We start from the raw sequence: 23,411 nt of genomic DNA, 5'->3' as shown, positions 1-23,411 counted from the left end.
TGTTACTCGGCGACGGGCAGCCAGACGCGCATGGTGGCGGGGCCGCGGTTGCCCCACCGGTGGTACGGCACCAGCCGCAGCACGGTGTCCACGCCCGCCACCGAGTCGGGCACCGGCCCGTACGGCCAGCCATTGGCATCCGGCGCGCCGAGCACAACGGCGACCTCAACCTCGACGACGGGGTCACCCTCGGGCCCAGCGGACCCGACCGACCCGCCGGGCGTGCCCGTGACAGGATCCGCGGGCGTCGCGGACCCGCCGGGCGCGTCTGTGACGGGATCCCCGGGCGTCACGGGCCCGCTGCGTGTGTCTGCGACGGGATCCGCAGGGTCGACGGGCGCGCCCGCGACGGGAACGGGCGCGCCCGCCTCGGCACCGGCCGCCTCCGGCGCGGGGATGGCTGCGGGCGCCCCAGCCGGAGAGTCGGCCAGATGGCCGGTGAGGTGGTCGGTGGGATGGTCGGTCAGGTGGTCGGTGGGATGGTCGGTCAGGTGGTCGGTGGGCGGGGACGAGACGCGGGCGGCCACGTCGGCGAGCGGGGGCTCGTCGGCGACGGACTCCGCGCAGTAGACGAGCGGCCCGCGCTCCACCGCGACGCTCCCGCGCAGCGCGTCCACGCGCCGGTCGGGGAAGGTCCACCGGGGAGCCATGGGCAGTTCGAGGCGGATCTCGTCACCGGGCCGCCAGTCACCCTCGACGACGGCGTACCCGGGCTCGACCTCGCGAGCACCCGACATATGCGAAATGCCGGACGTGGCCGCGCCCAGCCCGACGCCCAGACGCGAGCCGGGCCCCGCGACCGGCCCCCCGCCCGGTCCGTTCGCACCGCCCGGCGCGGCCGGCCCGTACGAGAGCGTCGCGCCCTTCGCCCAGGCGGGGACGCGCAGCGAGATCCGCCCGCTGCCGCCCGACAGCACCCGCACGCACACCCCGCCCGACCACGGATACCCGGTCTCCACCCGCACCCCGAGCGAACCGTGGGTGATCTCGCCGGGCGTGAAGTGGTGAATCTGCAACCCGCCCGCATCGGAGGTCGCCACGTAGGCCGCCAGCGAGGCGAGCGTGCGGGCGATGTTGTGCGGGCAGCACGACACGTCGAACCACGGCGACCGCAGCCCGCCCTCGGCGGCGTGGTTGACACCGTTCAGCGGCTCGGCCGGCACCCGTACGCGCAGCGGGTTGGCGTAGAAGAACGACCGTCCGTCCAGCGCCACCCCGGTGGCCAGCACGTTGTACAGCGTCCGCTCGGCCAGGTCGGCGTACCGGGCGTCGCCGGTGGCCAGCAGCAGCCGGTGCGACAGCATGATCGACGCGATGCCCGCGCAGGTCTCGGAGTAGGCGCGGTCCGGCGGCAGCTCGTAGTCCTCGCCGAAGGACTCGTCGGAGTGCCGCGAGCCCATGCCGCCCGTCAGGTGGGTGCGCCTGGCGACCGCGCGCTCCCACTGCGCCTCGACGGCCTTCAGCAGCTCCACGTCTCCGGTCTCCACGGCCACGTCCACGACGCCGCTGGCCAGGTAGAGCGCCCGTACGGCGTGCCCGCGCAACGACCGCGCCCGCCGGACCGGGACGTCGTCCTGGAAGTAGGCGCGGCCGAACGGGATCTCGCCCAGCGCGGGCAGGCCACGGCGTTCGACGAAGCGGCGGGCCATCTCCAGGTAGCGGTCGGTGCCGGTGGCCCGGTACAGCTCGACCAGCGCCATCTCCACCACGGGGTGGCCGCAGGTCTCCGAGGTGTCCATGAAGCGGCGGCAGATGTGGTCCGCCGCCCGTCGGACCACCTCGGTCAGCCGGTCCTCGCCGTGCATGCGGAGCCTGGCGACCCCGGCCTGGATGAGGTGGCCATAGCAGTACAGCTCGTGGCCCCACTCGAAGTCGGTGTAGCGGTTGCCGGTCCAGCGGGTGTTGAGGTAGCCGTCACCCTCCTGGGCCCTGGCCACGGTCTCGGCCAGCTCGGGCAGCGCCGGGTGGTCGGCCCACGCCATCGCCTCCAGCAGCTTGTAGGTCTCCGAGTCGCTGAACTCCCTGCCTTTGCGGGGGAGACGGCCGCGGAAGTTGCCGATCCAGCCTTCGCGTTCCTCCCATTCCTGGCAGTGGGCGATGGTGACGTCCCGGTTGAGGGCGATGCGGTCGCCCCAGAAGCCGGGCGCCGGGCGTACCGCGTCCAGGCCGAGGGGGGACAGAACGCCCGATGAAGGCAGGACAGGATTAGCCACGCAGAGCTCCCGACATGAATCCGCGCACGTAGTGGCGCTGCAGAATGACGAACAGGATGAGGCATGGCAGGGCCATGACCATGACGCCGGCCTGGAGCATGCCGTAGTCGATGGCGCCGAACGTGCCCTGGGTCATGCTGACCACGGCCACCGGCAGGGTGAACGAGGAGCCGTCGTTGAGCAGGATGAGCGGCGCGAAGAAGTCGTTCCACGAGGCGAGGAAGGCGAACAGGCCGACCGTGACGAGGGCCGGCCGTACGGCGTGCAGCAGGATCCGGGAGAAGGCCCGGAAGGTGCCGCAGCCGTCGACCAGCGCCGCCTCCTCCAGCTCGCGCGGGATCGCCTCGAACGCGTTGCGCATCATGAACAGCGCGAACGGCAACTGGAACATCACGAACACCAGTGACAGCCCCAGCAGCGAGTTCTGCAGGCCGAGGTAGCCGAGCAGCACGTAGAGCGGGATGAGGATCGTCGCGTAGGGCACCATGAGGATCGCCAGCGTGGCCAGGAACAGCAGGTTCTTGCCGGGGAAGTCGAACCGGGCGAACGCGTAGCCGCCGAGCGCGGAGACGATCAGCGTCCCGGCGACGGTCATCGACGACACCAGCACACTGTTGGTGGCGTAGGTGCCGACGCCCTCGCCGAACTGGGCCATCTTCAGGTAGTTGGACGGCTCCTCCAGCGAGGCCCAGCCGCTCCACAGCAGCGGGAACAGGAACAGAATGGCCAGCGCCGTGACAGTGGGGTAGTACCTCACTTGAGCCTCCGCATCAGCAAGGTGTTGAACCCGACCAGGGCGACCAGCAGCACGACGGACAGCGCCGCCGCCCCGCCGAGGTCGAAGCGGAAGAACGCGTCGCGGTAGACGACCATGACCATCGAGACCGTGCTGTTGTCCGGGCCGCCGTTGGTGAAGATGAAGAACTGGTCGAAGGCCAGCAAGGAGCCCGTGATGCTGAGGATCAGCATCAGCGCCAGCGTCGGGCGCAGCAGCGGCAGCGTGATCTTGGTGAAGATCTGCCAGCGGTTGGCACCGTCGCTCTTGGCCGCCTCGTACACCTCGACGGGGATCGGCTGCAGGCCGGTCAGCAGGATGAGCATGTTGAACCCGGCGAAGCGCCACAGCACGAGCGCGATCGTGGAGAACAACGCCATGTTGGGCGTGCCGATCCACTTCACCGGCTCGTGAGTGATCCCCAGCGTCTGGAGCAGCGGGTCGATCGGGCCGAAGTCGTTGTTCAGCATGCCGTAGAACAGCAGCGCGGCGGCGGCGAAACCGACGGCTCCCGGCAGGAAGAACGCGGTGCGGAAGAAGGCGACCCCCGGCCTGCGCTCCTGCACCAGCAGGGCCAGGCCGAGCGCGACCGCCGACAGCAGGACGGTGGTGATGGCGGTGTACTTCAGCGTGAAGAGCACCGCGTCGAAGAACAGCGGGTTCTTCGGGATCTTGGTGTAGTTGTCCGGGGCGTTGAGCACGGCCTGGCCCAGCAGCGGCCACCGGTTCAGCGACATCCAGACGACCAGCACCAGCGGCGCGATGAACAGGACGCCCACGATGACGGCGGTCGGCGCGGCGTACAGCCAGCCCTGGACCTGCCTTCCCCGCCACCGGGCGGACGGCACCGTGTGTGCCGCCCGCCGCTTGGGCTTGCCGAGGGTCAACGTCATTGCTGGAGGGACTTTGTGATCTCGGCGTTCAGTTGGGGGACCTTCGATGCGTCGCCGAACACCGCCTCACGGGCCAACCGCAGCCAGGGGCCCTGCGGGTCGTTGAACGTCTGGCCGAAGCGCAGCGCGAACGGTGTCTGCCCCTTGGCGACCAGCGAGTTGATCAGAACCACCCGCGGGTCCTCGGCCGAGTACTTGTTGCTGGACAGGTCGGTACGCGCGAGCACGTCCTTGTTCTTCGCCATGACCTCGACCTGCGCCTCATCGGACACGGTCCACGACAGGAACTCCCAGGCCGCGTCGGCGTTCTTGGAGGTCGAGGAGATGCCGATCGAGTCGCCGCCCACGAAGGTCGACTCGCCGCCGTCGGGACCGGCGATGGGCGTGACGCCGATCTTCATGTCCGCGGGCATCGTGCCGAGCGTGGTCGACGGCATGGGCATGACGCCGATCTCGCCCTTGGGGAAGAAGCCGGTCCAGGTCGGGCCCTGCTCCTCCTTGGCCGTCGGGCCGGTGACCTTCTTCTCGTACAGGTCACGGTAGGTCTTGAACACCTCGGTCATCGCGGGCTGGTCGTTGAGCGAGGTGGTGCCCTCGGGGTTCATGACCTGGGCGCCGGCCGCCCAGACCGAGGGCCAGAAGGTGAAGACGTAGCAGCCGCCGCAGTTACCGCCGAAGAACGTGCCGTGCACCTTGCCGTCCTTGCCCAGCTTCTGCTGGATCGTGGTGGCCTGCTGGGCGAACTCCTTCAGCGTCTTGGGCCCCTTCTCCGGGTCGAGCCCGGCCTTGGCGTACAGGTCCTTGTTCCAGAACCAGACCGACAGGTCCAGCGTGTGCGGGAGGGTGTAGAACTTGCCGTCCAGCGTGCCGAGCTTCATGTGGGAGGGCGCGAGACTGTCCTTGTACGGCAGGGCGCCGACCTTGTCGGTGATGTCCATGAACAGGCCCTGCGAGGTGTAGTTCGGGACGAAGATCACGTCGGCCGCGAACACGTCCGGCAGTTGTTTCGCCCCCGCCGCGGCCGCGATGCGCGGCTGGTAGTTGTCCGTCGGGATGACGGTCAGCTTCACTTGGTTCTTGTGATTGCTGTTGTAGGCCTTCACCAGCCGCTCGCTCTGGGCCTGCGTCGCCGCGCGGGTCCACATGGTGATCGTGACCGGGCCTGCCGCCTGTGGCTGCTTATCGCTCCCACCGCTGCCGCAGGCGGCGGCTGTGAGCGCTAACAATCCGAGGAAGGCGATCCCAGCCAGCCGTAGTCTCATGGTTGTCTCCTTCGGGACCCCCGTGAACTGAAAGGTTTTCGGAAACGTAGAAGAAACATCCGGGCCTGTCAATGGGTGTTAGGGTTTGACCCAGATATCGGTTACTGAAAAGGGTTTCGAAAATATGGCGGGTAGGCGCGCGACCATCAACGACGTGGCCTCCCTGGCGGGGGTGTCGATCGCCACGGCCTCCAAGGCGCTCAATGGACGGCAGGACGTGCGGGCCTCGACCCGGCAGCGCGTGCTCGCCGCGGCGGAGGAGCTCTCCTTCCAGCCGAACGCGCTGGCCAGGGGGCTGCTGTCCGGGCAGACGCGCACGGTCGGACTGCTCACCTCCGACAGCGCGGGCCGGTTCGGCATACCGGTGCTGCTCGGGGCGGAGGACGCGTTCGGCGCCGGGGAGATGGCGGTGCTGCTCTGCGACGCCCGCGGCGACGCCATCCGGGAGCAGCACCACCTGCGCGCGCTGCTGTCGCGCCGCGTCGACGGGTTGATCGTGGTGGGCGAGAGCACCAACCCGCGGTCCTCGGTCAGCAGGGACCTGCCGGTTCCCGTGGTGTACGCCTACGGGCCTTCCGACGATCCCGAGGACGTGTCGTTCGTGCCGGACGACGTGGGCGGGGCGGCGATGGCCGTACAGCATCTGGTGGCGCTGGGCCGGCGCAGGATCGCGCACGTCACCGGGCCCGCCCACTACAAGGCGGCGCGCGACCGTGTCGAAGGGGTTGAGCTGGCGCTGGGTGAGGCGGGTCTCACGCAGGCGGGGGAGACGCTCTGGGGAGCGTGGTCGCAGCGGTGGGGGCGGCACGCGGCGGAGATGCTGCTGATGTCACAGCCGGAGATCGACGCGGTGTTCTGCGGCAGCGACCAGATCGCGGCCGGCTTCGTCGAGGGCGCCCGCGAGCGGGGGCGGCGGGTGCCCGACGACATCGCGGTGATCGGCTACGACAACTGGGAGGTGCTGTCCACCGAGACGCGCCCGGCCCTGACGACCGTGGACATGAACCTGGAGCTCCTCGGCAGGACGGCAGCCCAGCACCTGTTCGCGGCCATCGACGGGCGGGCGACGCCGGGCGTCCACCGCATGCCCTGCCAGTTGGTGATCCGCGACTCCACGGCGTCGTCGTCGTGAACGTGCCCGGGCGGGAAGGGCAGGTCCCCGCCCGGGCACGGGCCTTTCACAAGGTCGTCGCCGGCGGGCCCCTGAACAGCGGGGATAACACCGTTCGTGACATGGCCGGAGGCACCTCAGCTCTGTTAGCGTTAACATTTTAGGTGAATGTTCACCACCAGGATGGTCGCCAAGTTAAGAGGAACGCGCCGCGACGTCAAGAGACCTCGTGTGACGCGACCGTAATCGAGCGACCTCTTGACGGAACCTGTTGTTAACGTTCACAGTCATGCCAAGCCAGGAAGGGAGCACGCAGTGGGATCGACCCAGGGGCGTAGACCGCCGGTCATGGCCGACGTGGCCAAAGAGGCCGGGGTGTCGCACCAGACGGTCTCACGCGTGCTCAACGAGCATCCCAACGTGCGCAGCGAGACCCGCGCGCGGGTGCAGGAGGCGATCGACAAGCTCGGCTACCGCCGCAATCTCGTCGCTCGCGCTCTGGTCACCAAGCACTCCAGGACGCTCGGCGTCGTCAGCTTCGACACCACGCTGTACGGCCCGGCCAGCACGGTCTACGGCATCGAGCAGGCGGCCCGGGCGGCCGGCTACTTCGTCAGCATCGTGAGTCTCAAGTCCATCGACAAGCTCGGCGTCAACGACGCCCTCGACTACCTGACGGATCAGGGCGTCGACGGCATCGTCGTGGTCGCGCCGCAGCGGTCGGCCGCCCAGGCGCTGGCCGAGCTCCCGTTCGGGGTGCCCACGGTCGCCGTCGAGGGTGGCGAGGCCGGCGAGGCCTCGGTCGTCTGCGTCGACCAGGTCGAGGGGGGCAGGCTGGCCACCGAGCACCTGCTCTCCCTGGGACACGAGACGGTCTGGCAGATCCGCGGCCCCTCCGACTGGCTGGAGGCCGAGGGACGCGTGGCCGGGTGGCGGGCCGCGCTGGAGCAGGCGGGCCGTCCGGCCCCGGAGCCGCTCGCCGGAGACTGGAGCCCACGCTCGGGATACGAGGCGGGGCGCAGCCTGGCGAGCATGAAGGACGTCACAGCGGTGTTCGTCGCCAACGATCAGATGGCGTTGGGCGTGCTGCGGGCGTTCACCGAGCAGGGGGTGAGAGTGCCCGATCAGGTGAGTGTCGTCGGTTTCGACGACATCCCCGAGTCGGAGTTCTTCTCGCCGCCGCTCACCACCATCAGGCAGGACTTCGGCGCGGTGGGCAGGCACAGCATCGAGGTGCTCCTTCGGCAGATCGAGGGCGAAGGCTCCCACGAGCGCGAACGTCTCGTGGTCCCGCCCTCGCTCATTTGCCGGGCCAGTACGGCCCGGCGGTAGCCCGTACACGAGAGACAGGGCGGCGCTGACACGACGCGGTTCGATGTTAGCGCTCACACCAGAAGGGACCCCACGTGTTGAAGAGGATCTCGGCATTGATGCTCGCCGGGCTCACCGCGATGGCGGTGGGCGGATGCGGTAGCAGTGGCGGCGGCGGTGCCGCGTCCGGCGGTGGCGCGATCACCATGGGCTTCTCCCAGGTCGGCGCGGAGAGTGGGTGGCGCACCGCGAACACCAAGTCCGTGCAGGACTCGGCCAAATCCGCGGGCATCACCCTGAAGTTCTCGGACGCCCAGCAGAAGCAGGAGAACCAGATCAAGGCGATCCGCTCCTACATCCAGCAGAAGGTGGACGTCATCGCCTTCTCGCCGGTGGTGGAGTCAGGCTGGGACACGGTGCTCAAAGAGGCCAAGAACGCCAAGATCCCGGTGATCCTCACCGACCGGGCCGTGGACTCCAAGGACACCACGCTCTACAAGACCTTCCTCGGCTCGGACTTCGTGGAGGAGGGCAAGAAGGCCGGCAAGTGGCTGGTGGATGAGTACAAGGACAGCAAGGACCCGGTGAACATCGTCGAGCTGCAGGGCACCACCGGCTCGGCCCCCGCCAACGACCGCAAGTCGGGCTTCCAGGAGGTCATCGGGGCCGATCCCAAGTTCAAGATTGTCGCTTCGCAGACCGGCGACTTCACCAGGGCCAAGGGCAAGGAGGTCATGGAGGCCTTCCTGAAGTCCACTCCGGACATCGACGTCCTTTACGCGCACAATGACGACATGGGGCTGGGTGCGATCGAGGCCATCGAGGGCGCGGGCAAGGTGCCCGGCAAGGACATCAAGATCATCACGGTCGACGCCGTCAAGGACGGCATGCAGGCGCTCGCCGACGGAAAGATCAACTACATCGTCGAGTGCTCCCCGCTCCTCGGCCCGCAGCTGATGGACCTGGCCAAGAAGGTCGTCAAGAACGAGACCGTACCGACCCGGGTGATCACGGAGGAGACGGTGTTCAACCAGGAGCAGGCCAAGGCCGCGCTGCCCAACCGCCAGTACTGATCGTTGACGGGGCCGGCCCGCGGGGCCGGCCCACTCTCAAGAGGAGGAGAGGGGCGCCGAGATGGCGGTACCCGCGCCGGTTCTGCGGATGAGCGGAATCGGCAAACAGTTCCCCGGCGTGCAGGCTCTCGACGGCGTGGACCTGCGACTGCTGCCGGGTGAGGTGCACGCGCTCATGGGCGAGAACGGCGCGGGCAAGTCCACCCTGATCAAGGTGCTGACCGGCGTCCACCCCATCGACGCCGGCACCATCGAACTGCTCGGCGAGCACGTCGCCTTCGGCAGCCCGCTGGCGGCGCAGGGGGCCGGCATCAGCACGGTCTACCAGGAGGTCAACCTCTGCGCGAACCTCTCGGTCGCCGAGAACATCTTCGTCGGCCGCGAGCCGCGCCGCTGGGGCCGGATCGACTGGCCCCGGATGCGGGCCCGGGCCGCGGAGCTGCTGGCCCGGCTGGAGCTCGACCTCGACGTCTCGGCGCCCCTGTCGACGTACTCGCCGGCCATCCAGCAGATGGTCGCCATCGCGCGGGCCATCGACATCGAGGCCCGGGTGCTGATCCTCGACGAGCCGACCTCCAGTCTCGACGCGATCGAGGTCGAGCAGCTCTTCAAGGTGATGCGCAGCCTCAAGGAGGAGGGCATCGCGATCCTGTTCGTGTCGCACTTCCTCGACCAGGTCTACGAGATCTCCGACCGGATGACGATCCTGCGCAACGGCAGGCTGGTGGGCGAGTACCTCACCAAGGAGCTCAGCCAGATCGAGCTGGTCGCCAAGATGATCGGCCAGGAGCTCGCCGCGCTGGAGAAGCTGCACGGCGAGGCCAAGGTGTTCGACCGGCCGCTCCTCGAAGCGCGCGGGCTCGGCCGGGCCGGGGCGATCGAGCCGTTCACGCTGAGCATCCACGAGGGTGAGGTCGTGGGGCTGGCCGGGCTGCTGGGCTCGGGCCGTACCGAGGTCGCGCGGCTGCTGTTCGGCGCCGACCATGCGAGCGCCGGTGACGTGACCGTGGACGGCACGGCCGTCTCGTTGCGCACGCCGCGCATCGCGATGAACAACCGGATCGCGTTCTGCTCGGAGAACCGCAAGTCGGACGGGCTGATCCCCGACCTCACGCTCCGGGAGAACATCATCCTGGCCCTGCAGGCCACCAGGGGCTGGACCAGGCCGGTCCCGCGCGAGCAGCAGGACGAGCTGGTCGGCAAGTACATCACCGCGCTGAAGATCAGCCCGCCCAACCCCGAGCACCTCGTACGCGACCTCAGCGGCGGCAACCAGCAGAAGGTCCTGCTGGCCAGATGGCTGATCCTGGAGCCCCGGCTGCTCATCCTCGACGAGCCCACCCGCGGCATCGACATCGGCGCGAAGACCGAGATCCAGCGCCTGGTCGCCCAGCTCTCCGACGGCGGTATGGCGGTGCTGTTCATCTCCGCCGAGCTGGAGGAGGTGCTGCGGCTCAGCCACAAGGTCGGCGTCCTGCGTGACCGCAGGCTGGTCGCCGAGCTGCCCAACGACGACGACCTCACCATGGACGTGCTCATGGAGACCATCGCGAGCGGAGGCCGCGCGGAATGAGACGCCTGCTCTGGCCGGCCGTCATCCTGGCCCTGCTGCTCATCGTCAACGTGTTCTTCACCGCGAACTTCTTCTCGATCCAGATGCGCGACGGCCACCTCTACGGCAGCCTGATCGACATCCTGCGGTTCGGCGCCCCGCTGATCCTGGTGTCGCTCGGGATGACGCTGGTCATCGCGACCGGCGGCATCGACCTGTCGGTCGGCTCGGTGGTGGCGATCTCGGGGGCGCTGGCCTGCCTGCAGATCAGCCAGGACGCCGGCGTCTTCACCGCCGTGGTGCTGGCGCTCGGCCTGTCGGTGCTGCTCGGGGCGTGGAACGGCCTGCTCGTCGCGGTGGTCGGCATTCAGCCGATCATCGCCACGCTGATCCTCATGGTCGCCGGGCGCGGCCTGGCCCAGCTGATCACCGGCGGGCAGATCATCACCATCAACAGCCCCTCGTACAAGATCATCGGTGGCGGCTACTGGCTGACCGTGCCCTTCGGCATCCTGCTGGTCGCGGTGGTCCTGGCGATCACCGTGTTCCTCACCCGCAGGCTGGCCCTCGGGATGCTGATCGAGTCGGTCGGCGGCAACGCCGAGGCCAGCAGGCTGGCCGGCATCCGGTCGCGCGGCATCATCATCATGGTCTACGCGTTCGCCGCGCTCTGCGCAGGCGTCGCCGGGCTGATGATCAGCTCGAACGTGTCCAGCGCCGACGGCAACAACGCCGGCCTCTGGGTCGAGCTCGACGCCATCCTGGCCGTGGTGATCGGCGGCACCTCGCTGTCGGGCGGGCGGTTCTCGCTCGGCGGCACCGTGCTCGGCGCGCTGATCATCCAGACGCTGACCACCACCATCTACTCGATCGGCGTGCCGCCGGAGACCACGCTGCTGTTCAAGGCGCTCGTGGTGACCGCGGTCTGCCTCATCCAGTCGAAGTCGTTCCGCGAGAAGGTGTTCGGCCGACGCCGCCGAGCCGTGCCGCCCAGCCCGGCGGCGGAGGAGAAGGTCCGGGTGACGGCATGACGACCGTGACGCTCAACGGCCTCAGGACGATCCCGGCCAAGTACGTGCCCGTCCTGGTGACCGGCTGCCTGTTCGTGGCGATGTTCGTCGCGGGCGGCATCCGCTACGAGGGCTTCGCCAGCGGGCAGGTGATACTCAACGTCTTCATCGACAACGCCTTCCTGCTGGTCGTGGCCGTCGGCATGACGTTCGTGATCCTCACCGGGGGCATCGACCTGTCGGTCGGCTCGGTGGTCGCGCTGTCCACGATGATCTCGGCGAGCCTGATGAAGGGGCCCGGGTGGCCGCCGTACCTGGTGATCCCGCTGGTGCTGCTCATCGGCTCCGCGCTGGGGATGGTGATGGGGTACATCATCCACACCTTCGAGATCCAGCCGTTCATCGTCACGCTGGCCGGGATGTTCCTGGCCAGGGGGCTGTGCTACACGATCGGCACCGACTCGATCCCGATCGAGGACCCGACGTTCACGGCGTTCGCGCAGACCAGGATCGACCTGTTCGCCGATCTGTGGATCTCGCCGAGCGTGATCATCGCCGCGGTGGTGGTGCTGGTGGCGGCGTACGTGCTGCACTACACGCGCCTGGGCCGCTCCGTCTACGCCACCGGGGGCAGCGAGCAGTCCGCGTTGCTGATGGGCCTGCCCGTGGCCCGGACGAAGATCACGGTCTACACGATCAGCGGGTTCTGCTCGGCGCTCGGCGGGGTGCTGTTGTCGTTCTACATGCTCTCCGGGTACGGCCTGCACGCCGTCGGCATGGAGCTCGACGCGATCGCGGCGGTCGTCATCGGAGGTACCCTCCTGACCGGTGGCTCAGGATTCCTGCTTGGTACCGTGCTGGGCGTGCTGGTGCTTGGCCTGATTCAGACGGTCATCAGCTTCGAGGGCACGCTGAGCTCCTGGTGGACCAAGATCTTCATCGGCCTCCTGCTGTTCGTCTTCATCCTGCTTCAGCGCCTATTCTCGGCACGCCGAGCCTGACCTCCGGGGCGACCCCGTCGTGGCGGATTCAAGGGAGATTATGTGAACGCTAACAACACCTACGTGATCGGAGTCGACTTCGGGACGCTGTCCGGCCGCGCCGTGGTGGTGCGAGTGGGCGACGGCGCCGAGGTCGGCACCGCCGTGCACGAGTACACGCACCGCGTCATCGAGGAGCGATTGCCCGGCTCCGAGATCCGGCTGGGACCCGACTGGGCGCTGCAGTCCCCGCAGGACTGGCTGGACGTGCTGCGCACCGCCGTGCCGGAGGCCGTGGCCGCCGCGGGGATCGACCCCGCGCAGGTGGTCGGCCTCGGCACCGACTTCACCGCGTGCACGGTGTTGCCGACCACCCGCGACGGCACGCCGCTCTGCTTCCAGACGCCCGAGCGGCCGCATGCCTGGCCCAAGCTGTGGAAGCATCACGCGGCGCAGGCGCACGCCGATCGCATCAACGAGCTGGCCGCCCGGCGCGGGGAGAGCTGGCTGCCGCGCTACGGTGGCAAGATCTCCTCGGAGTGGGAGTTCGCCAAGGGCCTGCAGCTGCTTGAGGAGGACCCGGAGACGTACGCCCGGACCGAGCGCTGGGTCGAGGCGGCCGACTGGATCATCTGGCAGCTCACCGGGGTCGAGACGCGCAACGTCTGCACCGCCGGATACAAAGGGATATTTCAGGACGGGAGCTACCCCTCCGAAGACTTCCTGGCCGCGCTCAACCCTGACTTTTCTGGATTTGTCGGCAAATTGGGGCAGGAGCTGTCGCCGCTGGGCGGGCTCGCCGGGCGGCTGACCGCTCAGGCCGCCGAGTGGACCAAGCTGCCAGAGGGCATCGCGGTCGCGGTCGGCAACGTCGACGCGCACGTCACCTCCGCGTCGGCCGACGCGGTCCGGCCCGGCCAGATGGTCGCGATCATGGGCACCTCCACCTGCCACGTGATGCCGTCCGACCAGCTCGCCGAGGTGCCCGGCATGTGCGGCGTGGTCCGCGACGGGATCGTGCCGGGGCTGTGGGGATATGAGGCGGGACAGTCGGGCGTGGGCGACATCTTCGCCTGGTTCGTCGACAACGCCGTGCCCGCCTCGTACGCGCGGCTCGCCGAGGAGCGGGGCCAGTCGGTGCACGACTACCTGACCGAGCTGGCCGCCGCGCAGCGGGTCGGGCAGCACGGCCTGGTCGCGCTCGACTGGCACAACGGCAACCGCTCGGTGCTGGTCGACCACGACCTGTCCGGCGTGATCGTCGGTCAGACCCTGGCCACCAGGCCCGAGGACGTCTACCGCGCGCTCATCGAGGCCACCGCGTTCGGCGCCCGGGTGATCGTCGAGACGTTCGAGGCGTCGGGCGTGCCGGTGGCGGAGTTCGTGGTGGCCGGCGGCCTGCTGAAGAACCGCTTCCTCATGCAGGTCTACGCCGACGTGCTGCGCAGGCCGCTCTCGGTCATCGTCTCGGAGCAGGGCCCCGCGCTCGGCTCGGCGATCCACGCGGCCGTCGCGGCGGGCGCGTACGACGACATCGAGCAGGCCGCGGCCGCGATGGGCGCACGGCAGGAGAACGCCTACGTGCCCGACGCGGAGCGGGCCGACGCCTACGACCGGCTCTACGCCGAATACCGCACACTGCACGACTACTTCGGGGACGGACGGATGCTGCACAAGCTGCGCGCGATCAGGAACGAGGCGAGCGCATGAGAAAGACGGTCTGCGACCTGCACGCCGAACTGGTGCGCAACAACCTCGTCGCGTGGACCGCCGGGAACGTCTCCGGGCGCATCCCCGGTGAGGACCTGTTCGTCATCAAGCCCTCCGGGGTCTCCTACGACGAGCTGTCCCCGGAGAACATGGTCGTCTGCGACCTCGACGGCAACCTGGTCGCGGGCGAGCACGCGCCGTCCAGCGACACCGCCGCGCACGCCTACGTCTACCGAGCCATGCCGGAGGTCGGCGGGGTGGTGCACACCCACTCCACCTACGCCACCGCCTGGGCGTCGCGCGGTGAAGCCATTCCGTGCGTGCTGACCGCCATGGCCGACGAGTTCGGCGGCGAGATCCCGGTCGGGCCGTTCGCGCTGATCGGTGACGACTCCATCGGCCAGGGCATCGTCAAGACGCTCAAGGGACACCGCTCGCCGGCCGTGCTGATGCAGAACCACGGCGTCTTCACCATCGGCCCCACCCCCAAGGCGGCGGTGAAGGCGGCGGTGATGTGCGAGGACGTCGCCCGCACCGTGCACGTGGCGCGGCAGCTCGGCCAGCCGCTGGCCATCCCCCAGGACGACATCGACCGCCTGTACGACCGCTATCAGAACGTCTACGGACAGAGGAGCCCGCGTTGAACATCTGGTTTCTGACCGGCAGCCAGGGGCTGTACGGCGAGGACACGCTGCGCCAGGTCGCCGAGCAGTCGCAGCGGATCGCCGCCGCACTCCCGGTGACCGTCGAGTGGAAGCCCGTGCTCACCGACGCGGCCGCGATCAGGCGCGTGATGCTGGAGGCCAACGCGGACGACTCGTGCGCCGGCGTGATCGCCTGGATGCACACCTTCTCCCCGGCCAAGATGTGGATCGCCGGGCTCGACGCGCTGCGCAAGCCGCTGCTGCACCTGCACACGCAGGCCAACGTCGAACTGCCGTGGAGCTCCATCGACATGGACTTCATGAACCTCAACCAGGCCGCGCACGGCGACCGTGAGTTCGGCCACATCCAGACCCGGCTGGGCGTGCCGCGCAAGACCGTGGCCGGGCACGTCAGCGACCCGTTCGTGGCCGACCGCGTGCTCGCCTGGTCGCGGGCGGCGGCGGGCCTGGCGGAGGTGCGTACGCTCAAGCTCGCCAGGTTCGGCGACAACATGCGCGACGTCGCCGTCACCGAGGGCGACAAGGTCGAGGCGCAGCTCCGCTTCGGCGTCTCGGTCAACACCTACGGCGTCAACGAGCTGGTCGAGGTCGTGGACGCGGCCTCCGACGCGGACGTGACGGCGCTGGTCAAGGAGTACGCGGAGCTCTACCGCGTGGCGCCGGAGCTGCTGGGCGAGCGGCACGAGTCGCTGCGCTACGCCGCCCGGATCGAGCTGGGCCTGCGCGGCTTCCTGGAGGCGGGCGGCTTCCGCGCGTTCACCACGAACTTCGAGGACCTCGGCGGCCTGCGCCAGCTCCCCGGGCTGGCCGTGCAGCGGCTGATGGCCGACGGGTACGGCTTCGGCGGCGAGGGCGACTGGAAGACCTCGGTGCTGCTGCGCACGCTCAAGGCCATGGCGCCGGGCGGCACCTCGTTCATGGAGGACTACACCTACAACCTGACGCCGGGCGAGGAGCTCATCCTCGGCGCGCACATGCTGGAGGTCTGTCCGTCGATCGCCACGGGCACTCCGACGTGCGAGATCCACCCCCTGGGCATCGGCGGCCGGGAGGACCCGGTGCGGCTGGTGTTCGACGCCGAGCCGGGGCCCGGCATCGTCATCGGGCTCGCCGACATGGGGGACCGGTTCCGCCTGGTGGCCAACGAGATCGACATCGTCGCGCCGCCGCACCCGCTGCCCAAGCTGCCGGTGGCGCGCGCGGTCTGGCGGCCCCGCCCGAACCTGCGTACCTCCGCCGAGTCCTGGCTGACCGCGGGCGCGCCGCACCACACGGTGCTCTCGACGGCCGTGGGCGCCGAGGAGCTGACGGACCTGGCCGACATGCTCGGCGTCGAACTGCTGATCATCGACGCGGACACGACGGCCCGGAGCTTCGCCAAGGAACTGCGCTGGAACCAGGCGTACTACCGGCTGGCGCAGGGCTTCTAGGCGTCTTCTTCGGGTGGTTTCGGGGCGTTCTTGCGCTGTTCCTCGGCTCGCTCGCGGAGGCGGCGCAGGAACTCCTCGTCGTCGTCGGGGTTGGTCGCGGTCGCGCGCCCCGGCCGGTCGTACTCGGGGAACCCGGTCGGCCGCGCCGCCTGGACCGCCTGCGGCCGCCCGGCCACCAGCCAGATCACGGATCCGACCAGCGGGAACAGCAGCACGACGAGCACCCAGAGGATCTTCGGCAGGTTACGGCACGCCTCTTCCGGCGTGGTGATCGCGTCGAACAGGCAGTACAGCCAGAGCACCATCGTGGCCAGGCCGAGAGCCTCGGACAGGTAGAGCACGGAATTCTCCTTGGCGACGCCCTCGTCAGGAGCGCCTTGGTCGTCGGCGCTTTCGTCGCGGCACTCGAAACTAGCGCCCGCTCGCGGCGCCGACAAGAGGTATGGAAGGGTAAAGCGGTGACGCTGAAGAATTGGGCGGGAAATATCGCCTTTCAGGGGAAAACCGTCCACCATCCCTCCACCCTCGACGAGCTCCAGAACCTGGTCGCCGACACGGCCAACATCCGGGCATTAGGCAGCGGCCACTCCTTCAACGACGTCGCCGACACGACGGGCGACCTCGTCACCCTGGACCGCCTGCCGTCCGAGGTGGAGATCGACAGCGCCGCGGCGCGGGTGCGGGTCGGCGCGCGGACGACGTACGCGGAGCTCGCGCCCGTCCTGCACGCGAACGGGTTCGCGCTCGGCAACCTGGCGTCGCTCCCGCACATCTCGGTGGCGGGCTCGTGCGCGACCGGCACGCACGGCTCCGGCGGCGGCAACCAGAGCCTGTCGGCGGCCGTGGCGGCACTGGACCTCGTCACCGCCGACGGCTCCCTGATCACCCTCCGGCGGGGTGAGGCCGACTTCCCCGGCGCGGTCGTGGCGCTCGGCGCGCTCGGGGTCGTCACCTCGGTCACGCTCGACCTCGTCCCCGCCTTCGAACTGCGCCAGTACGTCCGGGAGGACCTGCCCGACGACTTCGACTTCGAGGCCGTCATGTCCGCCGGATACAGCGTCAGCCTGTTCACCGACTGGCTGTCCACCCGCGTGTGGCTCAAGCGCCGCACCGAGCTGCCCGCCGGCGACTGGCACGGCACCCGCGCGGCCGACGGCCCCCGCCATCCGGTGCCGGGCATGCCGGCCGAGAGCTGCACCGAGCAGCTCGGCGTGCCCGGTCCGTGGTACGACAGGCTGCCGCACTTCCGGGCCGACTCGCCGCCGAGCAGCGCGGGCGACGAGCTGCAGTCGGAGTTCCTGCTCCCCAGGGCGCGCGCGGCCGAGGCGCTGCGCGAGCTGCGGGCCATCGGCGACCGCGTCAGGCCGGTGCTGCAGATCTCCGAGGTACGCACGATCGCCGCGGACGACCTGTGGCTCAGCCCCTACAACGGCCGCGACACGGTGGGCCTGCACTTCACCTGGATCAAGGACACGGCGGCGGTGCTGCCGGTGATCGAGCTGGTCGAGGAGCGGCTGGCGCCGTTCGATCCCCGGCCGCACTGGGGCAAACTGTTCACCCGGTGGCCGTCGTGCCCGGAGCGCTTCCGTGACCTGGTGGGGCGCTACGACCCGGCGGGCAAGTTCCGCAACGACTTCGTGCGGATACTGCTGGGGGAGTAGGCGGGCCGTGCGGGCGTGCGCCCGGCGGGGTAGTGGATCACCGGTCTCGGGGACGATGTCTCGCGGGGGCCGGTGGCCGATCGTGGGAGCATGACCACGCACCCGTTCAGATTCGGCGCCGTCGCCGGTCACGATCTCCCTCCCGACGGCTGGGGCGAGCTGGGCCGCCGTGCGGAGGGCCGCGGCTTCACCACCCTGCTGGTGCCCGACCATGTGTCGGGTGTGCAGTCTCCGTTCGCCGCCGCGGTTGTCGTCGTCGCCGCCACGACCACCCTGCGCGTCGGGACGTACGTCGTGGACGTTCCTTCGTGGACGCCGGAGAGCGTGGCGCGGGAGGTGGCCGGGTTACGCGCGTTCAGCGGCGGCCGGTTCGAGCTGGGCCTGGGCGCGGCCCCGCCGGTGACGGGCGACACGCCCGCCGAGCAGGTCAGACGACTGGCGAGGACCGCCGACGCCGTACGCGATGTGCCGATCCTGATCGCCGCGTCCTGCAGTGGAGTGCTCAGGGTGGCCGCCGAGAAGGCCGACACGGTGGATCTCCGGCTGCCGCCATGGTGCGCCGAGACGCAGGTGGCGGCGATGCTGGACGAGCTCTACGAGCTGGCCGGTGACCGCTACGACCACCTGGAGCTCAGCATGCGCGTGGCCGCCGTGGGAGAGAGCCCGTACACGGGCGCCGGGGTGCTCACGGGAACCCCGGACCAGATGGCCGCCACCTTGCGCGAGCGCAGGGACAAGCTCGGCATCTCGTACGTGACAGTGGACGCGCGATCCATGGACGACTTCGCCCCCGTTGTGGCCAGGCTCAGCGGTACCTGACCGTTCCTGACAGGTATGCCCGGCACGATAGGACGCATGGCAGCAAAAGGAACCTTCGACACCGCCGACTGGAACGCCCAGCCCCCGTACGAGGAGGCCGACGGCGTCTCGCTCGGCCACGTCACCATGGGCAAGACCTTCCATGGCGACCTGACCGGCACCAGCGTGGTCCATCTGATCGTGGCGGGGACCCCGGTGGAGACCTCGCGGGCGTACGTGGCGATGGAACGGGTCGTGGGCAGCCTGGACGGCAGGTCGGGCAGCTTCGTGCTCCAGCACTTCGCGGTGGATGACCGGGGCGAGCAGTCGCTGCGCGTCGCGGTCGTACCGGACTCCGGGACCGGCGAGCTGAGCGGCCTCAGGGGCGAGCTGGACATCCTCATCGCCCCCGACGGCTCGCACTCGTACGTCTTCGACTACCGGCTCTGAACAGCGGCCGGATGGATGACAACCGTCCTACGAGGCTTTCAGCCCGTTGATCGCGGCCTGGACCGTCGCCAGGTCACCCAGGATCACCTCGTTGCGGTCCCGGTCGGTGTGCAGGCGCCAGTGGGTCTCGGCCACCGCCTCGGGGGCGGCCGGTGAGCCCGGGGCGATGGCGGCGCCGATGGGGACGTGGCCCACATGGACGCCACGGTCCGACACCGCCTGCGCCAGGGCGAGGACATAGTTGCGCAGCCCCGCCACGGCGATGCCGACGTTGCCCAGGAAGTCGATCGGGTGGACGGCCGAGATGCCCGAGGTGAACAGCAGCGTGCCGGAGCCGCGTTCGAGCATCCCGGGCAGCACCGCGCGGACGGCGGTGACCGCGCCCAGCACTGCCCCGTCGAAGGCGTCCTGCGCGCTCTCCCGCGTCACCTCCAGCGCGGAGGTGAGGGAGCCGGCGACGCCGGCGCCGTTGTAGACGAGCACGTCGACCGGGCCGACGCGGTCGAGGGCCGCCGTCAGGGAGGCGAAATCGGTCAGATCGGCGGGATGCGCCGACGTCGCGACGCCGTCACGGGCGAGCTCGCTGGTCAGCGTGGCCAGGTGCCCGGAGTCCCGGGCGGTCAGCGCCACGTCGAACCCTTCCCGGCCGAACCTGCGGGCCACCGCCAGGCCGATGTCCGGCCCCGCGCCGATGATCGCGAGCTTCATGTCGGACTCCTTAAGTCGAGGGTGATCCTCAGGTTAACAGAAACATGAGGGCATGCCTCGACTTCGGTAGGATGGGCGGGTGATTCGCCGCGACGCCCAGCGCAACCGTGAGGCCTTGGTCGCGGCCGCCCGTGAGGTGCTGGCCGAGCGGGGGGTGGACGCGCCACTGGAGGCCGTGGCCCGGCGGGCGGGCGTCGCGATCGGCACCCTCTACCGGCACTTTCCCGAGCGCGGCGACCTGGTCGACGCGCTACTCGACGAGAAGACGCGGGCCTGGGCCGACCTGGCTCGCGAGTCGCTCGCCGCCGACGATCCGTGGCGGGGGCTGGCGGGGTTCCTGGAGCGTACGTGCGAGCTGCAGGCCGCCGACCGGGCGTTCACCGAGCTGGCCTGCCTGTCCCATCAGGACGACGGGGCCGAGATCAATGGGCTGATCCATCGGCTCGTGGAGCGGGCGCAGGGGGCCGGGGCGCTGCGGGCCGATGTCGGCCCGCTCGACCTGGTGTTCTTCATGATGGCCAACTCACGCGTGGCGGAGGCCGCGCCGGGCCAGTGGCGGCGCCACTTCACGCTGATGCTCGATGCCCTGAAGGCGGGCTAGAGTCCCTCGGGGAATTCGGTCATCGCGTTGAGCAACGGCACGAGCTGCTCCTCCTCGTAGTCGAGGTGCGCCTCGAGCTCGCGGGAGAGCCGATCGAGCTCGGCGCCGTGGCCCCCATCCGGCAGTTCGCGGATCTGAGCGAGCAGCCGCGCCACCACCTGGTGCTCGGCGCGCAGCCGGGCCAGCACCTCCGCCAGCTCGGGATGCGCGCCCGCCAGATGCGGGAACAGGACGTCGTCCTCGCCGGTGTGATGGGCGTGCAGCGCGTCGCAGAACGTCAGGCAGTGCTCCCGTAGCTGAGGCCGCGAGCCGGATGCCCGCCGCAGCTCCGTGAGCTCCCGCCGGAACCCGTCGTGCAGCTTCACCAGCTCGTCACCCATGGCGATGAGTCGTTCGGCGGTCATGTCGCTCCCTCCGAGCAAGTTTCTATACGCGTATAGAAAGTAGCATGGCAGAATGCCCGCGCGCACAGGACGACCACCCAAGATCTCCAGAGCGGACATCGTGTCCGCCGCCCACCGGATCATCGAGGCCGAAGGGACGGAGAGTCTGACGATGCGCAGGCTGGCCCGTGAGGTCGGCACCACGCCCATGGCCCTCTACCACCACGTGCACGACAAGGAAGAACTCCTGCTGCTGCTGCTCGACGACTACGCGGCGGCGACGCCCCGGCCCGAGTTCCCGGACGAACCGGCCGAGCGGATGGCGGCGGCGGCCGTCGCCCTGCACGACGCGCTGGCGGGCCGCCCGTGGGTCGTGGACGTCCTCAGGGCGGACGACCTGCTCTCGGTCCACGCGCTGTGGTACCCGGAGACGATCATCGACGCGGCCGTACGCGCCGGGCTGACCCTGGAACGGGCCGTGGACGCGTACCGGATCATCTGGCACTACACGGCGGGGGAGATCACCGCGCGGGCGGCCGCGCGGCGCAGACGGGAGGAGGGCGGGCCGACCTATCGGCGGCGGGTGTTCGCCGACCTCGACGCCGAGGCGTTGCCGCGCCTCGCGGCGGTGGGAGATCGGTGGGAGGAGCTCACCGCGCGCGACACCTATGGTGAGGGCCTGCGTGCGCTCGTCGCGGGGCTCCTGACAAACCGATTCGCCACGGACGGCCGTTCATGAAACGGTCGGGGTCTGATGATCCGATGGACTGAGGCGGGCGAGGAACGTTCGGCGCCGTGGCGCTCCGCGCTGGGCGCGCCGCCACCCACGCGCGTGGTGATCGCCGACGACCGGATGAAGGCCGACACCGCCTACCGCCTGGCCTGCGAGGGCACCGCCCTGCTGTGGCGCGGCGACTTCCAGAACGCCCGCCAGCTGCTCCAGGCGATGGGCCGCCGGTGCCGGCCGGCCGATCCCGGCGCCACGTTCTACCAGTACCGCCAGGCCCAGGGCCAGCGGGCGCGCACGCTCGGCATGCTGCTGATCCCGTACGACGAAGGCCACCGCATCCCGCTCGCCCGCGCTCCCGACGTACGGCAGGCGTGCGAGGAGGTCTACGGCCCGGCGGCGGGCCCGGCGGCGGGCCCGGCGGTGGGCCAGCTGCGCGAGCTGCTCGGCCTGATCGGGGCGCACGAATGGCGGAAGAAGGGCGTCGAGGTCCCGGCGCTGGGTGCCCGGATCCATCCGCACTACGGGGTGTTCTCCCCGATTCGCGGCGAATACGTTGATCTGGTGGCTCAGGCGCCCCTGCCCGACAAGCGGCTGGCCTTCGAGCTCGGCACGGGCACCGGTGTTCTGGCGGCGGTGCTGGCCAAGCGGGGCGTCGAGCGGGTCGTGGCCACCGATCTCGACCCGCGCGCGGTGGCCTGCGCCCGCGACAACCTGGCCCGGCTGGACCTGGCCGATCGGGTCGAGGTGGTGGCGGCCGACCTGTTCCCGCCGGGCCGCGCGCCGCTGGTCGTGTGCAACCCGCCCTGGCTGCCCGCCAAGCCGTCGTCACTGCTCGACCAGGCCGTGTACGACCCCGGCGGGCGCATGCTCCAAGGCTTCCTCGACGGCCTGGCCGAGCACCTGGAGCCGGGTGGCGAGGGCTGGCTGGTGCTGTCGGATCTGGCCGAGCACCTGGGGCTGCGCTCCCGTGCCGACCTGATGGCCGCCTTCGAGGCGGCGGGGCTGCGGGTCGTGGACCGGCTCGATACCCGGCCACGTCATCGGCGCGCGTCGGAGAGCACTGATCCGCTCAGCGCCGCGCGGGCCGCCGAGGTGACGTCCCTGTGGCGGCTTGCGCTTTAAGTGTCGCTGAACGCGCGCCGGTAGGCTGAAGGAGACGTACGCATCGCGCGGGTGAAGTGGTGCCGGAACGTCACGGGGCTCTCGAACCCCACGGCGGCCCCGATCTCCTCCACCGGCGCGGCCGTGCCCTCCAGCATCGGCAGGCTGGCCGCCACCCGCTGGGAGATCACCCAGCGCAGCGGGCTCGTGCCGGTCTGCCGCTTGAAGTGCCTGATGAACGAGCGTTCCGACATGTGCGCCACTCCGGCCAGGTCGCCGACGCTGATCGGCTGTGCCAGGTGGTCCATGGCCCAGGCCATCGCCCTGGCCACCGCGTCGTCGTCCTCGACCGGCGTCACCGCGGCCTGGATGAACTGCGCCTGCCCGCCCTCCCGATGCGGCGCGATGACCAGGCGGCGGGCCACCGCGTTGGCGACGTTCGGGCCGTGGTCGCCGCGGATCAGGTGGATCAGCAGGTCGAGCCCGGCGGCGCTGCCCGCGCTGGTCAGGACGTCGCCGTCGTCCACGTACAGCACCGAGGCGTTGACGGACACCTTGGGGAAGCGCTCCTGGAGCAGGTCGGCGTATTTCCAGTGGGTGGTCGCCTCGCGCCCGTCGAGCAGCCCGGCGGCGGCCAGCGCGAACGCCCCCGAACAGATCGACACCATGCGCGCGCCCCGCTCGTGCGCCAGCCGCAGCGCCGCGACGAGCTCGCCGGAGACCTGCCCGCGTACGTCGGCCACGCCGGGGACGATCACGGTGTCGGCCGAGACCAGCACGTCGAGCCCGTGCGCCGCCTGCAGCGTGAACCCGCCGACCGCCCGGAGCGGCTGGGGCGTCTCGGCGCAGACCTTGAGGTCATACCAGGGCACGCCGAGTTCGGGCCGGGGGAGCCCGAAGATCTCCACCACACACCCCAGCTCGAACGGCGACATCCCATCGAACGCGAGCACGGCGACACTCGGCAGTCCAGCGCGTACGGGCATGAGCATGG

The 23,411-nt window shown here is 70.0% G+C and carries 23 protein-coding genes; 15 read left to right on the top strand and 8 right to left on the bottom strand.

The window, feature by feature from the left end:
• Nucleotides 1-2: 2 nt before the first annotated feature.
• Genes AB0B91_RS39530 through AB0B91_RS39515 form a run of 4 tightly spaced genes read right to left on the bottom strand, consistent with a single transcriptional unit; the run spans nucleotide 3 to nucleotide 5,143 of the window.
• Nucleotides 3-2,213 (bottom strand): beta-L-arabinofuranosidase domain-containing protein, encoded by a 2,211-nt coding sequence (locus tag AB0B91_RS39530; RefSeq protein WP_358331233.1) that lies wholly within the window; start codon nucleotides 2,211-2,213, stop codon nucleotides 3-5.
• Nucleotides 2,206-2,970, bottom strand: a complete 765-nt coding sequence (locus tag AB0B91_RS39525) for a carbohydrate ABC transporter permease (RefSeq protein WP_358331230.1) — start codon at nucleotides 2,968-2,970, stop codon at nucleotides 2,206-2,208. The genes AB0B91_RS39530 and AB0B91_RS39525 overlap by 8 nt, the downstream gene beginning before the upstream one ends.
• The gene (locus tag AB0B91_RS39520) at nucleotides 2,967-3,881 is read right to left on the bottom strand and encodes a sugar ABC transporter permease (RefSeq protein WP_358331227.1); all 915 of its coding nucleotides are present in this window, start codon (nucleotides 3,879-3,881) and stop codon (nucleotides 2,967-2,969) included. The genes AB0B91_RS39525 and AB0B91_RS39520 overlap by 4 nt, the downstream gene beginning before the upstream one ends.
• On the bottom strand, nucleotides 3,878-5,143 hold the full coding sequence (locus AB0B91_RS39515; protein ID WP_358331224.1) for a sugar ABC transporter substrate-binding protein: 1,266 nt from the start codon (nucleotides 5,141-5,143) through the stop codon (nucleotides 3,878-3,880). The genes AB0B91_RS39520 and AB0B91_RS39515 overlap by 4 nt, the downstream gene beginning before the upstream one ends.
• A 124-nt stretch (nucleotides 5,144-5,267) precedes the next feature.
• Between AB0B91_RS39515 and AB0B91_RS39510 the strand changes: the two genes are divergently transcribed.
• The 9 genes from AB0B91_RS39510 to araA all read left to right on the top strand — a co-directional run bounded on the left by AB0B91_RS39510 (nucleotide 5,268) and on the right by araA (nucleotide 15,985).
• Nucleotides 5,268-6,275: a LacI family DNA-binding transcriptional regulator gene (locus tag AB0B91_RS39510; RefSeq protein WP_358331221.1), complete on the top strand. Its 1,008-nt coding sequence runs from the start codon at nucleotides 5,268-5,270 to the stop codon at nucleotides 6,273-6,275.
• Between the two features lie 327 nt (nucleotides 6,276-6,602).
• On the top strand, nucleotides 6,603-7,586 hold the full coding sequence (locus AB0B91_RS39505; protein ID WP_358331465.1) for a LacI family DNA-binding transcriptional regulator: 984 nt from the start codon (nucleotides 6,603-6,605) through the stop codon (nucleotides 7,584-7,586).
• Between the two features lie 74 nt (nucleotides 7,587-7,660).
• Nucleotides 7,661-8,638 (top strand): ABC transporter substrate-binding protein, encoded by a 978-nt coding sequence (locus tag AB0B91_RS39500; RefSeq protein ID WP_358331218.1) that lies wholly within the window; start codon nucleotides 7,661-7,663, stop codon nucleotides 8,636-8,638.
• Nucleotides 8,639-8,699: 61 nt separating this feature from the next.
• A complete protein-coding gene (locus tag AB0B91_RS39495; RefSeq protein WP_358331215.1) occupies nucleotides 8,700-10,211 on the top strand; it encodes a sugar ABC transporter ATP-binding protein in 1,512 nt (503 codons plus the stop codon).
• Nucleotides 10,208-11,221, top strand: coding sequence for an ABC transporter permease (locus AB0B91_RS39490; protein ID WP_358331212.1), 1,014 nt, complete (start codon nucleotides 10,208-10,210; stop codon nucleotides 11,219-11,221). The genes AB0B91_RS39495 and AB0B91_RS39490 overlap by 4 nt, the downstream gene beginning before the upstream one ends.
• Nucleotides 11,218-12,201, top strand: a complete 984-nt coding sequence (gene yjfF / locus AB0B91_RS39485; RefSeq protein WP_358331209.1) for a galactofuranose ABC transporter, permease protein YjfF — start codon at nucleotides 11,218-11,220, stop codon at nucleotides 12,199-12,201. Before AB0B91_RS39490 ends, yjfF begins: the two co-directional genes overlap by 4 nt.
• A gap of 42 nt (nucleotides 12,202-12,243) precedes the next feature.
• Nucleotides 12,244-13,890, top strand: a complete 1,647-nt coding sequence (gene araB / locus AB0B91_RS39480) for a ribulokinase (RefSeq protein ID WP_358331207.1) — start codon at nucleotides 12,244-12,246, stop codon at nucleotides 13,888-13,890.
• Nucleotides 13,887-14,534, top strand: coding sequence for an L-ribulose-5-phosphate 4-epimerase (locus AB0B91_RS39475; RefSeq protein ID WP_358331205.1), 648 nt, complete (start codon nucleotides 13,887-13,889; stop codon nucleotides 14,532-14,534). The genes araB and AB0B91_RS39475 overlap by 4 nt, the downstream gene beginning before the upstream one ends.
• The gene (gene araA / locus AB0B91_RS39470) at nucleotides 14,531-15,985 is read left to right on the top strand and encodes an L-arabinose isomerase (RefSeq protein ID WP_358331203.1); all 1,455 of its coding nucleotides are present in this window, start codon (nucleotides 14,531-14,533) and stop codon (nucleotides 15,983-15,985) included. Before AB0B91_RS39475 ends, araA begins: the two co-directional genes overlap by 4 nt.
• Here the strand turns inward: araA and AB0B91_RS39465 are convergent.
• Entirely contained in the window at nucleotides 15,982-16,326 is a 345-nt protein-coding gene (locus AB0B91_RS39465; protein ID WP_358331201.1) for a PLDc N-terminal domain-containing protein, read from the bottom strand. The genes araA and AB0B91_RS39465 overlap by 4 nt on opposite strands.
• A gap of 117 nt (nucleotides 16,327-16,443) precedes the next feature.
• On the opposite strand from AB0B91_RS39465, the gene AB0B91_RS39460 reads away from it, so the two are divergent.
• The 3 genes from AB0B91_RS39460 (at nucleotide 16,444) to AB0B91_RS39450 (ending at nucleotide 18,894) form a co-directional block, all read left to right on the top strand.
• Entirely contained in the window at nucleotides 16,444-17,646 is a 1,203-nt protein-coding gene (locus AB0B91_RS39460; protein ID WP_358331199.1) for an FAD-binding protein, read from the top strand.
• Between the two features lie 90 nt (nucleotides 17,647-17,736).
• Nucleotides 17,737-18,465 carry an LLM class flavin-dependent oxidoreductase gene (locus AB0B91_RS39455; RefSeq protein ID WP_358331195.1) on the top strand — a complete coding sequence of 243 codons (729 nt, stop codon included), beginning with the start codon at nucleotides 17,737-17,739 and terminating at the stop codon, nucleotides 18,463-18,465.
• A 36-nt stretch (nucleotides 18,466-18,501) separates the two neighbouring features.
• Entirely contained in the window at nucleotides 18,502-18,894 is a 393-nt protein-coding gene (locus AB0B91_RS39450; protein ID WP_358331192.1) for a DUF3224 domain-containing protein, read from the top strand.
• 27 nt (nucleotides 18,895-18,921) lie between these two features.
• Here AB0B91_RS39450 and AB0B91_RS39445 read toward each other — a convergent pair whose 3' ends face one another.
• On the bottom strand, nucleotides 18,922-19,602 hold the full coding sequence (locus tag AB0B91_RS39445; RefSeq protein WP_358331189.1) for an SDR family NAD(P)-dependent oxidoreductase: 681 nt from the start codon (nucleotides 19,600-19,602) through the stop codon (nucleotides 18,922-18,924).
• A gap of 79 nt (nucleotides 19,603-19,681) precedes the next feature.
• Between AB0B91_RS39445 and AB0B91_RS39440 the strand changes: the two genes are divergently transcribed.
• Nucleotides 19,682-20,203, top strand: coding sequence for a helix-turn-helix domain-containing protein (locus AB0B91_RS39440; protein ID WP_358331186.1), 522 nt, complete (start codon nucleotides 19,682-19,684; stop codon nucleotides 20,201-20,203).
• On the opposite strand, the gene AB0B91_RS39435 is transcribed toward AB0B91_RS39440, so the two are convergent.
• Nucleotides 20,200-20,607, bottom strand: coding sequence for a hemerythrin domain-containing protein (locus tag AB0B91_RS39435; protein WP_358331183.1), 408 nt, complete (start codon nucleotides 20,605-20,607; stop codon nucleotides 20,200-20,202). The two genes, AB0B91_RS39440 and AB0B91_RS39435, sit on opposite strands and share 4 nt — an antisense overlap.
• 52 nt (nucleotides 20,608-20,659) lie before the next feature.
• Between AB0B91_RS39435 and AB0B91_RS39430 the strand changes: the two genes are divergently transcribed.
• The gene (locus AB0B91_RS39430) at nucleotides 20,660-21,325 is read left to right on the top strand and encodes a helix-turn-helix domain-containing protein (RefSeq protein ID WP_358331180.1); all 666 of its coding nucleotides are present in this window, start codon (nucleotides 20,660-20,662) and stop codon (nucleotides 21,323-21,325) included.
• 15 nt (nucleotides 21,326-21,340) lie between these two features.
• Entirely contained in the window at nucleotides 21,341-22,438 is a 1,098-nt protein-coding gene (locus tag AB0B91_RS39425; RefSeq protein WP_358331177.1) for a class I SAM-dependent methyltransferase, read from the top strand.
• Here the strand turns inward: AB0B91_RS39425 and AB0B91_RS39420 are convergent.
• Complete coding sequence (locus tag AB0B91_RS39420; RefSeq protein WP_358331174.1) at nucleotides 22,435-23,409, bottom strand: helix-turn-helix domain-containing protein; 975 nt, start codon at nucleotides 23,407-23,409, stop codon at nucleotides 22,435-22,437. The two genes, AB0B91_RS39425 and AB0B91_RS39420, sit on opposite strands and share 4 nt — an antisense overlap.
• Nucleotides 23,410-23,411: the final 2 nt, after the last annotated feature.

Origin of the sequence: Nonomuraea sp. NPDC049141 (assembly GCF_040648415.1) — a bacterium.
Lineage (GTDB): Bacteria > Actinomycetota > Actinomycetes > Streptosporangiales > Streptosporangiaceae > Nonomuraea.
This window is presented reverse-complemented; position numbering and strand designations above follow the sequence as displayed.

Coding starts and splice junctions, on each gene's coding strand:
- AB0B91_RS39430 (WP_358331180.1), top strand. CDS start 20,660: ATGCCCGCGCGCACAGGACGACCACCCAAGATCTCCAGAGCGGACATC.
- AB0B91_RS39490 (WP_358331212.1), top strand. CDS start 10,208: ATGAGACGCCTGCTCTGGCCGGCCGTCATCCTGGCCCTGCTGCTCATC.
- AB0B91_RS39450 (WP_358331192.1), top strand. CDS start 18,502: ATGGCAGCAAAAGGAACCTTCGACACCGCCGACTGGAACGCCCAGCCC.
- AB0B91_RS39425 (WP_358331177.1), top strand. CDS start 21,341: ATGATCCGATGGACTGAGGCGGGCGAGGAACGTTCGGCGCCGTGGCGC.
- AB0B91_RS39420 (WP_358331174.1), bottom strand. CDS start 23,409: ATGCTCATGCCCGTACGCGCTGGACTGCCGAGTGTCGCCGTGCTCGCG.
- AB0B91_RS39435 (WP_358331183.1), bottom strand. CDS start 20,607: ATGACCGCCGAACGACTCATCGCCATGGGTGACGAGCTGGTGAAGCTG.
- AB0B91_RS39445 (WP_358331189.1), bottom strand. CDS start 19,602: ATGAAGCTCGCGATCATCGGCGCGGGGCCGGACATCGGCCTGGCGGTG.
- AB0B91_RS39520 (WP_358331227.1), bottom strand. CDS start 3,881: ATGACGTTGACCCTCGGCAAGCCCAAGCGGCGGGCGGCACACACGGTG.
- AB0B91_RS39495 (WP_358331215.1), top strand. CDS start 8,700: ATGGCGGTACCCGCGCCGGTTCTGCGGATGAGCGGAATCGGCAAACAG.
- AB0B91_RS39510 (WP_358331221.1), top strand. CDS start 5,268: ATGGCGGGTAGGCGCGCGACCATCAACGACGTGGCCTCCCTGGCGGGG.
- AB0B91_RS39455 (WP_358331195.1), top strand. CDS start 17,737: ATGACCACGCACCCGTTCAGATTCGGCGCCGTCGCCGGTCACGATCTC.
- yjfF (WP_358331209.1), top strand. CDS start 11,218: ATGACGACCGTGACGCTCAACGGCCTCAGGACGATCCCGGCCAAGTAC.
- AB0B91_RS39515 (WP_358331224.1), bottom strand. CDS start 5,143: ATGAGACTACGGCTGGCTGGGATCGCCTTCCTCGGATTGTTAGCGCTC.
- AB0B91_RS39505 (WP_358331465.1), top strand. CDS start 6,603: ATGGCCGACGTGGCCAAAGAGGCCGGGGTGTCGCACCAGACGGTCTCA.
- AB0B91_RS39475 (WP_358331205.1), top strand. CDS start 13,887: ATGAGAAAGACGGTCTGCGACCTGCACGCCGAACTGGTGCGCAACAAC.